Origin of the sequence: Prosthecobacter sp., from assembly GCF_044236155.1 — a bacterium.
Taxonomy (GTDB): domain Bacteria; phylum Verrucomicrobiota; class Verrucomicrobiia; order Verrucomicrobiales; family Verrucomicrobiaceae; genus Prosthecobacter.
This window is the reverse complement of the sequence record NZ_JBIIHA010000013.1, coordinates 104468-117040: the sequence shown is the minus strand read 5'-3', so window position 1 is coordinate 117040 and position 12573 is coordinate 104468. Positions and strand designations below refer to the sequence as shown.

The following is a 12573-nucleotide window of genomic DNA, read 5'->3' as shown; positions in this document are numbered from 1 at the left end:
AAAATTGGGGACAGGAAGATTCCTGAGTCCATTTTTCTGTCCTCAATCTTTTTGTCCTCAAAATTATGCCAATCATCTGCCCGATCACAATTGCCCGCATCTCAGAGAAAGAGATGGCGGCACTGGATTATGAGGTCATGCAGCATGTCTTTGCGGTGCATGGTGAGCTCGGATGCCTGTGTGATGAGTCGGTCTATCAAAGCCGTCTTGCCCAGATTCTGGTGCGTGCGGGGTTTCAGGTAGAGCTAGAAGTGGGGGTGATGCTACACTTCCGGGATTTTGTGAAGCCGCTCTATCTGGATTTGGTGGTGAATCGAAGGGCGATCTATGAGCTGAAGACGGTCTCGGTGCTCACGGCCGCGCATCGGGCTCAACTTTTGACCTACCTCTTCGTGACGAATGCCACGCGTGGCAAGTTGGTGAACTTCCGGCCCACCTCGATCAAAAGCGAGTTCGTGAACGCGACGATGGACTTGGCCGAAAGACGGCGCTTTGACATCAACACGAGGCGTTGGTCAGGACCGCAGGGTTTTCATCAGCTTGTTGGTGAGCTGGTCGCGGATTGGGGGACGGGCCTGGAGACTTCACTCTACCATCAGGCCATCGTCCACTGTCTCGGTGGTGAGGAACTCGTTACCCGTCAGATTCCGATGTCGTTGGACGGGCTACCTCTCGGCAATCAACGTTTTCACCTGCTGAGCGAGAAGGCCCCATTTCAAATCACCACATTTCAGGAGACGCTCGGATCACGGCATGAGGAGCAACTTCGCAAACTGATGGCTCCGAGTCCATTCAAGAAGCTGCACTGGGTGAACATCGCCCGCCATCAAGTCACGTTTACGACCATTTTGCTATGATCAGAATTTTCGACAGAAAAATTAAGGACAGGAAGATGGGGATTTTAATTTTCCTGTCCTCAATCTTCCTGTCGAATCTCAATGCGGCCGAAGACCTCGGCGAGATGTGGGGCACGGCGACTGAGGAGGCGAAGTATTATCCGATCACGAACATCCCGATTCCTGCCACGGTGCCGATGCGGCCGGGTGGGCTGGAGTTTTTGCCGGATGGGCGGCTTGCGGTCGGGACGCGGCGTGGGGACATCTATTTTGTGAAAGGAGTGCTCGAATCGCCGCCGCAACCGCAGTTTCATTTGTTCGCGAGCGGGCAGGATGAGGTGTTTTCGCTCGCGTGGCGCGATGGCGCGATGCTTGCGACGACTTGGGGCGAAGTGACGCGCATCGCAGACACGGATGGTGATGAGATCGCGGATCGTTACGACACGCTGACGAGCAACTGGGGCTATGCGGAACAGCATGAGTTCGCTTTTGCATCGAAGCCTGATCCCGAGGGCAATCTGTGGGTCGCGCTGGGTTTGAGCGGCTCGTATGAATCGAACAATCTCTTCCGCGGCTGGGCGGTGAAGGTGACGCCAGCGGGGAAGATGATCCCGGTGTGCAGTGGATTGCGCAGTCCGGGCGGCACGGGTGCGAATGCGCAGGGCGTCATGTTCACGGTCGAGAGCCAAGGGCCGTGGAATGGCTGCTGCTCGCTCAAGCATTTGAAGCCCGGCGGCTTTCTCGGCCATCCGGCGAGCTACAACTGGTATCCGAATGCGCCGAACGTGAAAGCGCCCGCGCAGGAGCCGAAGACGGAGTCGCGCATGGCGGTGGAGAAGCGTCGCGTGCCGGAGCTGGTGCCGCCTGCGGTGCTGTTTCCGTATATCAAAATGGGCCGCAGCATCTCCGGTTTTCGTCTGGCGCAGACGGGCGGGAAGTTTGGGCCGTTCGACGGGCAGCTTTTCCTCGCAGACTACAGCCTGAGCATCCTCGTGCGCGTCACGACGGAGCAGGTGAATGGCGTGTGGCAGGGCGCGTGCTATCCGTTTCGTGAAGGGCTGGCCACCGGGCTCATGAATGTGGAGTTCACGCCAAAGGGCCAGCTCATCGCGGGTGGCTTCACGACATCGCGTCAGTGGCCGGTGCGCGGCACGGAGCCCTTTGCGCTGCAACGTCTCGACTGGTCGGGCGTGATGCCGTTTGAGGTGAAGGAGATCAACATTCGCCCTGATGGCTTCGTCGTCAGCTTCACGAAGCCCGTCGATGCCGCAACAGCGTCCAAAACGGAGAACTACACGCTCGGCACTTACACTTACATTTACCACGGAGCCTACGGCAGCCCGGAAGTCGATCACACCACGCCGCGCATCGTCTCCGCCACACCTGCAGTCGATGGACTCAGCGTGCGGCTCGTGGTGGACAAGATCGTCGAGAATCACGTGCACGACTTTGACTTCGGAAAGCTCGTCTCACGCGATCAAGAGCCGCTGCTGCACCGGAAAGCCTATTACACGGTGAATGAGATCCCCAGATAACTCCAACCTGCTACCTTTATGACCGCCGTCTCTATCTTTAACGACGTCATCGGACCCGTGATGCGCGGGCCGTCGAGTTCGCACTGCGCCGCGGCACTGCGCATCGGCAGGCTCGCCCGCGATTTGATGGATGGAGAGATCACGGAGGTGCTCGTTGAGTTTGATCGGGCGGGCTCGCTGCCGACGACGCACGATAGTCAGGGCAGCGACATGGGGTTGTTTGGTGGGTTGCTCGGCTGGGAGGCAGATGATGAGCGTCTGCCAAATTCGGCGCAGGCGCTCGCGGAAGCGGGAATCAAGTTGCGCATCAAAACGGTCGATGTCGGTGATCCGCATCCGAACACATATCGCCTCACGCTGAAGAACAGCCGCGAAACGCACACGCTGATCGCCATCTCCACCGGCGGCGGCATGATCGAGGTCATCGAGATCGATGGCGTGGCGCTGCGGATGGATGGTGGGTATCACGAGACGCTGCTCTGGTGTGATGCAGACACTCCTGTCTGCACTTTGGGCCTCTCAGATGCAGACAAGAGTGTCTGCATCACTCACAACCTCGGTGACCAGCAACTCATCCAGGTGAAATCAGACCGATTCGTCGGATCCGACGGGTCTTCAGTGAAGCGGCTTTCTCCCGTCCTGCCGGTCCCATCCCGCCAAAACCTCCGCATGCCTTTCACGAGTTGCGCGGCCATGCTGGAGCATGACGCGGACCAAAACACGCCGCTCTGGCAACTCGCCATCGAGTATGAGCGCGCTCGTGGAAGTTTCACCGAGGAGGAAGTTATCGCGAAGATGACCGACATCGTCCGCATCCTGCGCAAATCCATCGCCAGCGGCATCGCGGGCACGAGTTACGAAGATCGCGTGCTTAATCATCAAAGCGGGCGTTTTGCCGAAATGATGCAAAAAGGCCGCCTGCTAGATGGCGGCGCTTTGAACCGCATCATTCTCTACGTCACCGCCATCATGGAGGTGAAGAGCAGCATGGGCGTCATTGTGGCCGCGCCGACAGCAGGGGCTTGTGCCGCACTGCCAGGTGCCGTGATCGCGATGGCGGAGGAGATGGGCAAGGACGAGACCGAAATGGCGAAAGCCATGCTCGCCGCCGGATTGATCGGCGTTTTCATTGCCACGCGCTGGACCTTTGCGGCGGAAGTGGGCGGTTGTCAGGCCGAAGGCGGTTCCGCAGCATGCATGGCCGCCGCCGCGCTCGTCACACTCGCGGGCGGCACACGGGATGAGGCCATCGCGGCGGCTTCGATGGCGTTTCAGAGCATGCTGGGGCTCATTTGCGATCCCATCGCGAATCGCGTCGAGGCACCGTGCCTCGGCAAAAACGTCATGGCAGCCTCCAACGCCCTTTCCTGCGCAAACATGGCTCTCGCCGGCTACGACCCGCTCATCCCGCTCGATGAAGTCATCGACGCCGCCAAAGCCGTCTCTGAACGCATGCCTCGCGAGCATCGCTGCACCTCCCTCGGCGGTCTCGCCGTCACCCCGACCTCCCTCGAAATCGAAAAACGTCTCGCCGGCCTCAAGAAAGGCTGCGGAACCTGCGCTTGTCATTGAATCATGCTCTCTCTCATCCTCCTCGCCAGCCTCAGTACGGCCGCGCCGTGTGAAGCTCTGCCTCTCGATTCGCCGGAGTGGCCGTTGAACTACCGTCTGCATCTCGAAGGTGCGGCCAAGGTGAAACTTAGCGATGAGCTGACACTCTCACTCGATGCGAAGGGGCCTCACGACATCGCAGTGGAGCATCCGGCGAATGGAGCGCCTGTTTTGCGGGTGTGGAGAGCAGGCAAACTCGTGCGCGGGCCGGAAGAGGTGCCAGCATTGGCCAAAACGGGCGCGAAGGACTTTCCGGACGCGGGGCTTGACCTCGGAGCGGACTTCACGGCGATGGCGCAGTTTGAGTCGAATGGCGAAGGCACGCTGTTTTCGATGTGTGCGCCCACGGGCAAGTGGTCGCCGGATGCGAAGGCGCTGTTCATTCGCGGCGGCAGGCTGGTGTATGACATCGGCTGGCTTGGCGCAATGACTGGAAAGCCGAAGGTGAATGATGGGAAACCGCACACGGCGGTTTTGAACGTCAGTGGAAGCACCGTGCGGCTTTGGTTGGATGGCAAAGAGATCGCGAACGCGGCGAATTTCGCCAAACCGGATCAGAAAGGGTATGTCTTCAAGGTCGGGCGTGCCGCGCCGAACTTCGGCGGAGATTTCACCCATGGCCAAATCAGCATGGTAAAGGTCTGGCAGCGTGCGTTGCCGCAGAGCGAGATCGCGCTGCTTTTCAAAGACGGTGGAGCGAGTGCGAACACGCCGGACTTCACGCATGCACCGAAAGCGGGCGGCAAACCGGTGATCGAAAGCGGCAGCGGCTGGGTGCAGGCGCTGGAGCGCAGCGATCACGCGGAGATCGTGGGCAGTTGGAATGCGAAGACGCTCGAAGAAGGTGCGACGATCTACAAGACCCTCTGCGTGGTGTGCCACGGCACGAAGGTGCAGCCGGGATCGCTGCCCACCGCTTTGCGATTCGCTGAAGGGCAGTTCAAAAACGGCAGCGACCCGTTCTCGATGTATCTCACGCTCACCAAGGGCTTCGGCCAGATGGTGCCGCAGCCGCAATACACCACCGCGCAGAAGTATGCGGTCATCCATTACATCCGCGAGACCTTCCTGCGCCCGCACAATCCCTCGCAGCTCAAGGAGATCGACCTCGCCGCGCTGCCACGTGGTCTCGCCCGTGCCGAGGCCGAAAAGATCGACACCACACTGCCGCCGTATCAACGCATGGAACTCGGCAACGCACTGTTTTGGACGCTGGAGGTCGCTGCGGACAATATCGCGCAAAAAGGCATCGCCATCCGGCTCGATGACGGTCCTGGTGGCGTGACGAAAGGCCGCGCATGGATGATCTATGATCACGACACGATGCGCGTCGCCGCGGCGAGCACTGGGACGTTTGTGGACTGGAAAGGCATCGCCTTCGACGGCAGTCACGGCACGCACACGAGCCTCATCGGCGAAAAGCAGTTCGTGATGCCCGTCGAACCCGGTTGGAGCCTCAGCAGTGATTTCGAAGACACCCGCACCGCAGCCAAAGATGGCAAAAAATACGGTCCCATGGCCGGCTTGCGTTTCCTCGGCCTCTACAAGCATCAAAACCAAAGCGTGATCGCCGCGAGCATCCACGGCACGCGTGTGCTCGAATCGCCCGCGTGGATGGATTACGGCTCCACGCCGATCCTCGTGCGCACGGTGAACGTCGCCGAGGCCAAACAGCCGCTTTTCCTGCGTGTGGCACCGGATGGCGTGAATGTCGTTTTGAAGGGAGAAGGCGAGTTGAAGCGCGAAAACGGCTTTTGGGTCGCCAAACTGGCTTCGGGGGCTCAAACGCGACTTTTCATCTCCCGCGTCGATCCGGCCTCGCTCGACACGATGGCGAAAAACTTCACTGCGCCGCTCGATCTGGCTCCGTTGACGAAAGGCGGTCCCGCACAGTGGCCGCAAACCGTCACCACGACCTCCGTGGCTGGCAAAGACGATGCCGCATTCATCGCCGATGACTTCTCGCTGCCGGTGGAGAATCCGTTTCAAAGCTGGATGCGCCCCGGTGGCTTTGACTTCACACCCGATGGCAAGGCGGCCATCGTCGCGATGTGGAATGGCGATGTGTGGCGGGTCGATGGCTTGATGGCGAAAGCGCCCGCCACGTTGACGTGGCGCCGAATCGCCAGTGGCCTGTTTCAACCACTCGGCGTGAAGTTTCGCGATGGTGAACTCTTCGTGCTTTGCCGCGACCAGCTCGCGAAGCTCGTTGATTTGAACGCGGATGGCGAAACGGACTTCATCGAGTGCTTCAACGACGACGCGCAAGTCACCGAGCACTTCCACGAGTTCGCGATGGGCCTGCAAACCGATGCCGCAGGTAATTTTTATTATGCCAAGTCCGGCCGTCATGCGCTCGACAGCGTCATCCCGCAGCATGGCACACTGTTAAAGGTAAGCGCCGATGGGTCGAAGACCGACATCCTCGCCACCGGCTTCCGTGCAGCGAACGGCGTGTGCCTCAATGACGACGGCACCTTCTTCGTCACCGATCAAGAAGGCTTCTGGACGCCGAAAAACCGCATCAACCGCGTCAAAGCAGGCGGCTTCTACGGCAACATGTATGGCTACACGAGCGTCACCGACGAATCCGATGCCGCCATGGAGCCGCCGATGGTCTGGATCACCAACGACAAGGACCGCAGCCCGGCCGAGCTTATCTGGGTGCCCAAGAACGCCTGGGGCAATCTCGGTGGCTCATTGCTCAATCTCAGCTACGGCACCGGCAAAGCCTTTCTCGTGCCGCACGAGGAAGTGAACGGCAAATGGCAGGGCGCGGTGTGCGAGCTGCCCATGCCCGCCTTCGCCACCGGCATCATGCGCGGCCGTTTCGGCCCCGATGACGCGCTTTACACCTGCGGGATGTTTGCGTGGGCTGGGAACGCGACTGCGCCTGGAGGGTTTCACCGCATCCGGCGTGGTGAGCGGCCTGCGCAGGTGCCGCTGATGGTGAAGGCGAAGAAGGGAACCCTTAGCGTGACATTTAGTGACCTAATTGACCCGACTGACTGTGCGATGAAGGTTTGGTCCCTCAAGCGCACGAAGAACTATGGCTCCAAGCACTACGACGAGCACGAGCTGACGATTCGCGATGTGAAGCTCAGTGACGACAAGAAAACGATCACGCTCGAGATCCCCGACCTCGCTCCAACCTGGTGCTACGAACTCCGAATCGGCGACCGTGTGCTGCACGGGACGATTCATGAGCTGAAGTGAGTCTCACGCCTTCGGCTTGATCTCAAACGCATCCAGCCACGGAAGCGTGATCTGCGGGGGCATGCCGCCGAAGGGTTGGTAGGCGGGGAGTTGGACGATGCTCATGCTGTGCGGCTGGCTGGCGATGAAGAACATCGCGTCGGCGCAGTCTTCGCAGGTGATCATGGCTTCCTTGTGCTTGGCGGAGGGCTGCACCGGGCGCTTTTTCACGAGCGGGGTGTCCGCTTCGCCAGGAGCGTATTCAGAAACGACGATGCCATGCGCATTCAGCTGCATCCGTGCCGTGAACAGCATGCCATGCACAGCCCACTTGCTGGCGGTGTAGGGCACGCCGGCGAAGGAATCATAGCCATGGCCGGCTGTGGAGGACACGACAACGATCCTGCCGCCACCATTGGCGGCCATCGGCTTGGAAACGGCTTGAATCATGTTGGCCACGCCGATCACATTGATCTCCATGACCTTACGCCAGCTCTCTTCACTCGCGATGCGTGTAGAGTCGGCGTGAGCCATGAAGCGGTCGGGCGTGTTGATCCCTGCGGTGTGGATAAGCGCGTGCGGCACGCCGGTTTTTAGCACTGTTTCCATCGCTGCCGCCACACTGGCACCCTCTGCCACATCGCAAACGACAGGGATGATGTTCGCTGAAAGCGCGGCGCTTTCCTGGAGTGACTCCAGTGTGCGCCCAAACACAAATGTCATTGCCCCGGCGTCCGCAAAACGCTTTGCCGCTGCCTGTCCCATGCCGCCGCCACCGCCGGTGACGATCACGATTTTGTCTGTCCAAGATTGGTCCATTGTTCGATGCTAACGAGCGCGTGCGGGGCGTCCAGCGGTGGCGATTGGCAAAAATTGCGGTGCGGGCCGCCAAAGCATCCAAGATGACGGGTCGCGCCGCGCCATTCTGAGCGGGAACATGAGCAAACAGGTCATCATCCTCGGAGCGGGCGTCATCGGCCTCAGCACGGCGCTTTATTGCGCCCGGCGAGGCATGAGCGTGACGATCATCGATCAAAAGGCGCGTCAGCGGGATGGTTGTTCGTTTGGGAACGCAGGTATGATCGTGCCAAGTCACTTCATTCCGCTCGCGGCGCCGGGAATGGTCGCTTTGGGCCTGAAATGGATGTGGAATCCGGAATCGCCGTTTTACATCCAACCGCGGCTCGATGCCGATTTGATGCGCTGGGGCCTGCATTTCTGGAAAGCGGCCACGAAGGCGCGTGTGGATGCCGCGGCGCCTGTTTTGCGCGATTTGAGCCTGCTGAGTCGCGAGTGCTTTGAGACGCTGGGACTCGATTTTGGCCTTGTGAAGCGTGGTTTGCTCATGCTGTGCCAGAAACAGCAGACGCTGGATGAGGAAGGTCACATGGCGGGGAAGGCGAACGCGCTCGGCATCCCCGCCGAGGTGCTGGATGCGAAGGCGACGGCTGTGCTCGATCCTGCGGTGACGATGCAGGTCTGCGGCAGTGTGTTTTTCCCGAAGGACTGCCATCTCACACCGGGACGTTTTATCGGCGCGGTGGAGGCGGAGTTGCTCAGGCTCGGCGTGACGTTCTTGTGGGAAACGGAGGTGAAGGGCTTTGAGGTCGAAGGACAGACGCTTCGTGCGGTGAAGACATCGAAAGGCGCAGTTTCGGGTGATGAAGTGGTGCTGTGCGGCGGTGTGTGGTCCGCGCAGCTCGCGAACGAGCTCGATTTGAAGATCCCGATGCAGGCGGGCAAGGGCTACAGCCTCACGCTGACGAATCCGAAACAGTTGCCGGAGCTGTGCAGCATCTGCACCGAGGCGCGGCTGGCGGTGACGCCGATGGAGGGCGCGTTGCGTGTCGGTGGCACGATGGAGCTGGCGGGCATCGACGAATCGATCACGCAGCGTCGCGTGCGCGGCATCACGCGGGCGTTTCCGCAGTATTTCCCGGCGTTTGAGGAGAAGGATTTCGCGGAGGTGAAGCCGTGGAGCGGTCTGCGGCCTGTTTCGCCCGATGGCATGCCTTACATCGGCCGCACGCAGCGCTGGAAGAACCTCACCGTGGCCACCGGCCACGCGATGATGGGCCTGAGCCTCGCGCCCGCGACGGGAAGAATGGTTGCTGAGGTGTTGAGTGGCGAGAAATCATCCGTGGCGCTCGATTTGATGTCACCGGACCGATTTGCGTGATCCACCGACTACAGATCGGCAAATGCGGCTCGATAAGTCTCGGGATGACGGGCGCTGTGGAGCAAGGCGCCGAAGTAGAGCAGATCATCCTCAACGAGATAGTAGATGATGTATGGGAAGCGGCGAACCAAGCAGCGGCGGACGCGACCCTCGAGAACGCGGCAGCGCAACGTGTCTGCCGTGATCTCCACACAGGCATGCTCCACTGTCTGCACAAACCGGCGGCCAAGCTCTTTGTCTTCCGCGCTGTAGCGGCCCGTTACGCAGCACAGCTCGGCTTGGAAGTGCTCCGAATAGACAACCTTCATGCAGCGAGGCTTCTGGCAGCCGAAAAAACATCGTCATGGCTCAAGCCGCGCTCGCGTCCTGCTTTGAACTCTTGGAAACGGCGTTCTATCTCGGCACCCAGGGTGGCTTCATTCTCCCATTGAGCGGGCAGGTCGGCGTCCACGGTCTGCCAGATGATTTCGGCCAGGAAACGCCGCTCCTCAGAAGGAAGGCGAACCGCGTGGGCAAAGAGTTCTTGGGTGGCAGTCATGACCAGATTGTAGCGGGACGGGACAAGGTTGCCAAGCGTATGATTTGAGGACGTTGTTGATCAGCTTATGCGGGGCGGACAAGGGAACGTGCCTGGCCTGCTTTTTAAGCCAGGTCCGCTTCAGGAAACTCCGCCACGTCGAATGCGGGCTCGCCACATTTGAGCGCGATTTGATTGAGCTGGCGAATCTCGTGGCGGGAGAAGAGCAGGCCGCCGTTGTTTGTGCATTTCTTGGCCCAGCGGGCTTCGAGTTCGCCGGGGAGGAGGCAGTGTTCGTTGCCGTGGGAGAGGATGTCGTGGAGGACGGTTTTGACGTTTTCGGCTTGAGATAGGCCGCCGGAGAAGGCGCCGGATGAGAGCGCGTCGGGATGGATGACTTGGAAGTAGAAGCATGGCGTTTGCTTCGTGCCGGGAACGGGATCGCGTCCGCGGAGGGTGGGCAGCGAGCCGCCGATGAGCGCGGCGAAGAGTTCGTCGGCGAGCGCGAGGCCGTAGCCTTTGTGCTGACCAAAGGGCAGCAGCGCGGCGACTTGCGCGGGGTCGGTGGTCATGCGGCCGTCTTTGTCGAGCGCGAGATCGGGCGGGAGCGATTTGCCTTCGCGAGCGAGCTGCTGCACGCGACCGAGCGCGATGACGGACGTTGCCCAATCGATGACGATGGGGAAGCCGACGGCGTCGGTGGTGGGAAAGCCCCACGAGTGCGGATTAGTGCCGAGCGTGGCGTGTTTGCCGCCGAAGGGCACGACGCCGGTTTTGGCGGAGGTGCAGTTGGTGTAGGCGACGTAGCCGCGACGCGCGGCCTCCATGACGTAACCGCCGCCCCAGAGGTAGTGAAACGCGCTGTCCACGGACACCTGGCCGATGCCGTAGCGCTCGGCGAGGGCGATGCAGGTTTCGATGGCCTGCTCGGCGACGGGCTGGCCGAGTTTGCGATGCGCGTTCCAGACTTCGGTGGCGGGAAAACGTCCAGGCAGCTTCTCAATCGACGCGCGAGGCAGGCAGCCGCCGACTTTGGAGCCGAAGTGATCGTCGAGGCTCAGCGCCTTGATGCCGTTGTGCGTGCGCACGCCATGCCACGAGGCGCTTTGCGCGATGCGCACGGCGGATTGCGTTTCGTCCTCGTCGTAACCACGGGCGAGGTAAGCGGCTGCGATGACCGCATTGTGCCGCTCGACCGGCACGACGTGCATGATTTCGTCGTCAGCATTCATCGATGTCATTTTTGCTCGTCGGAGGAAGGGCGATGGCCCAGTCCGAGGCTGAGGATGATCACGGCGCTCACGGTCATCGACGCGGTGAGCACGTAGATGCCGGTGGCGAAGGAGCCGGTGCTCTTTTCGAGGCTGCCAAGCAAATACGGGCCCATGAAGCCGCCGATTTGTCCGATGGAGTTGATGAGGCCGATGCTGCCCGCGGCGGCGGATTCGGTGAGGAAGAGGCTGGGCAGTGCCCAGAAGGCCGGTTGGTAGCCTTTGACGCCGGCGAAGAAGATCATGAAGCACAGGATGGTGAGGGCGAGATTGCCCTGCGTGAGCGGTGCGAGTCCGAGTGCGGTGAGGCCGATGATGATGGAAAAGGCCGCGTGGCAGCGACGCTCGCCCGTGCGGTCGGAATTCCAGCCGACGAACAACTGGCTGCCAAGCGCGAGGCAGGGCGGCAGGATGACGAGCCAGGTGATTTTGTTGAGATCGAGCTTGTACCAGGACTTTAAGATGCTGGGGAAGAAGAACTCGTAGCCGTAGTTCGCGGTGACGCTGCAGCAGAAGGCCAGCGCGAGCAGCAGCACCTTCGGATTTCGCAGCGCTTCGCCGAGCGACATGCGTTTGCCTTTGGAGCGCTGTGATTTTTCGAGTTCGAGCTGCTGCTCGAGGGCCTCGCGTTCATCGGTGGCCAGCCATTTGGCCTCACGCGGCCGGTCTGGTAGCATGAAGAGCACGACAAAGCCCAGCAGCACGGCGGGAACGCCCCAGAAGATATACATCCACTGCCAGCCTTCGAGACCGAGGAGCTCGGGATGATGCACGGTGACGCCGTTGATGACCTCGTCGGTGCCGATTTGCAGCAGGAGGTTGGAGATTTTCGGGCTCACGATCTGTGCCACGGGTGTGGCGATCAAAAACAGCGCCACGGCGCGGGAGCGGTCGCGATTGGGGAACCAATGTGTGAGGAAGACGATCACGCCGGGAAAGAAGCCGGCCTCCGCGAGCCCGAGCCCGAAGCGCACGCAGTAGAACTGCATCGGCGTCCTCACCGCCGCGGTGAGCGCGGCGAGAATGCCCCACGTCACCATGATGCGCGACATCATGCGCCGTGCGCTCCATCGCTCGACGAGCAGCGTGCCTGGCACCTCGAGCAGGATGTAGCCCCAGAAGAACATGCCCGCGCCGAAACCGATGACCGCGTTGTCGAACTCAGGCAGGTCCTTCGCCATCGTGAGCTTCGCGAGGCTCACATTCGCCCGATCAACATACGCGATGACGTAGCAGACAAAGAGCAACGGCAGCAGCCGCCAGTAGGCTTTGTTCCTGGCACGATCCAGGGCGGAGGAGTCGGGTGGGGTGGGCACGGCGGGAGAGCGTTGCTGGCGGCTATCGTTCAGCGAGGTGCTTTTGCAATAGCCTGTTCAAGAACTCGCGTGACGACTCGAAGGATCGAAAAAACCTGATGAAAGAGCAATGC

The 12573-nt window shown here is 60.8% G+C and carries 10 protein-coding genes; 5 read left to right on the top strand and 5 right to left on the bottom strand.

The window, feature by feature from the left end; translation table 11 throughout:
• The first annotated feature begins 65 nt into the window (after positions 1-65).
• The 4 genes from ACILSE_RS13130 to ACILSE_RS13115 are packed head-to-tail and all read left to right on the top strand — an operon-like array spanning position 66 to position 7198.
• Positions 66-857, top strand: a complete 792-nt coding sequence (locus tag ACILSE_RS13130) for a GxxExxY protein (protein WP_395717854.1) — start codon at positions 66-68, stop codon at positions 855-857.
• 35 nt (positions 858-892) lie between these two features.
• Positions 893-2371, top strand: coding sequence for a hypothetical protein (locus ACILSE_RS13125; protein ID WP_395717853.1), 1479 nt, complete (start codon positions 893-895; stop codon positions 2369-2371).
• A gap of 18 nt (positions 2372-2389) precedes the next feature.
• Positions 2390-3943: an L-serine ammonia-lyase, iron-sulfur-dependent, subunit alpha gene (locus ACILSE_RS13120; RefSeq protein ID WP_395717852.1), complete on the top strand. Its 1554-nt coding sequence runs from the start codon at positions 2390-2392 to the stop codon at positions 3941-3943.
• 3 nt (positions 3944-3946) lie between these two features.
• Positions 3947-7198 carry a DUF6797 domain-containing protein gene (locus tag ACILSE_RS13115; RefSeq protein WP_395717851.1) on the top strand — a complete coding sequence of 1084 codons (3252 nt, stop codon included), beginning with the start codon at positions 3947-3949 and terminating at the stop codon, positions 7196-7198.
• 3 nt (positions 7199-7201) lie between these two features.
• Here ACILSE_RS13115 and ACILSE_RS13110 read toward each other — a convergent pair whose 3' ends face one another.
• Entirely contained in the window at positions 7202-7996 is a 795-nt protein-coding gene (locus ACILSE_RS13110) for an SDR family oxidoreductase (protein WP_395717850.1), read from the bottom strand.
• 118 nt (positions 7997-8114) lie between these two features.
• Here ACILSE_RS13110 and ACILSE_RS13105 point away from each other — a divergent pair, with 118 nt between their 5' ends.
• Positions 8115-9356 carry an NAD(P)/FAD-dependent oxidoreductase gene (locus ACILSE_RS13105; protein WP_395717849.1) on the top strand — a complete coding sequence of 414 codons (1242 nt, stop codon included), beginning with the start codon at positions 8115-8117 and terminating at the stop codon, positions 9354-9356.
• Positions 9357-9364: 8 nt separating this feature from the next.
• Here the strand turns inward: ACILSE_RS13105 and ACILSE_RS13100 are convergent, their stop codons facing one another.
• From ACILSE_RS13100 to ACILSE_RS13085, 4 genes are all read right to left on the bottom strand, one after another.
• Positions 9365-9664, bottom strand: coding sequence for a type II toxin-antitoxin system RelE/ParE family toxin (locus tag ACILSE_RS13100; protein WP_395717848.1), 300 nt, complete (start codon positions 9662-9664; stop codon positions 9365-9367).
• Positions 9661-9894, bottom strand: a complete 234-nt coding sequence (locus ACILSE_RS13095; RefSeq protein WP_395717847.1) for an addiction module protein — start codon at positions 9892-9894, stop codon at positions 9661-9663. The genes ACILSE_RS13100 and ACILSE_RS13095 overlap by 4 nt, the downstream gene beginning before the upstream one ends.
• Positions 9895-9998: 104 nt before the next feature.
• On the bottom strand, positions 9999-11105 hold the full coding sequence (locus ACILSE_RS13090) for an Ldh family oxidoreductase (protein WP_395717846.1): 1107 nt from the start codon (positions 11103-11105) through the stop codon (positions 9999-10001).
• A gap of 5 nt (positions 11106-11110) precedes the next feature.
• On the bottom strand, positions 11111-12460 hold the full coding sequence (locus tag ACILSE_RS13085) for an MFS transporter (RefSeq protein ID WP_395717845.1): 1350 nt from the start codon (positions 12458-12460) through the stop codon (positions 11111-11113).
• Between the last annotated feature and the right edge of the window lie 113 nt (positions 12461-12573).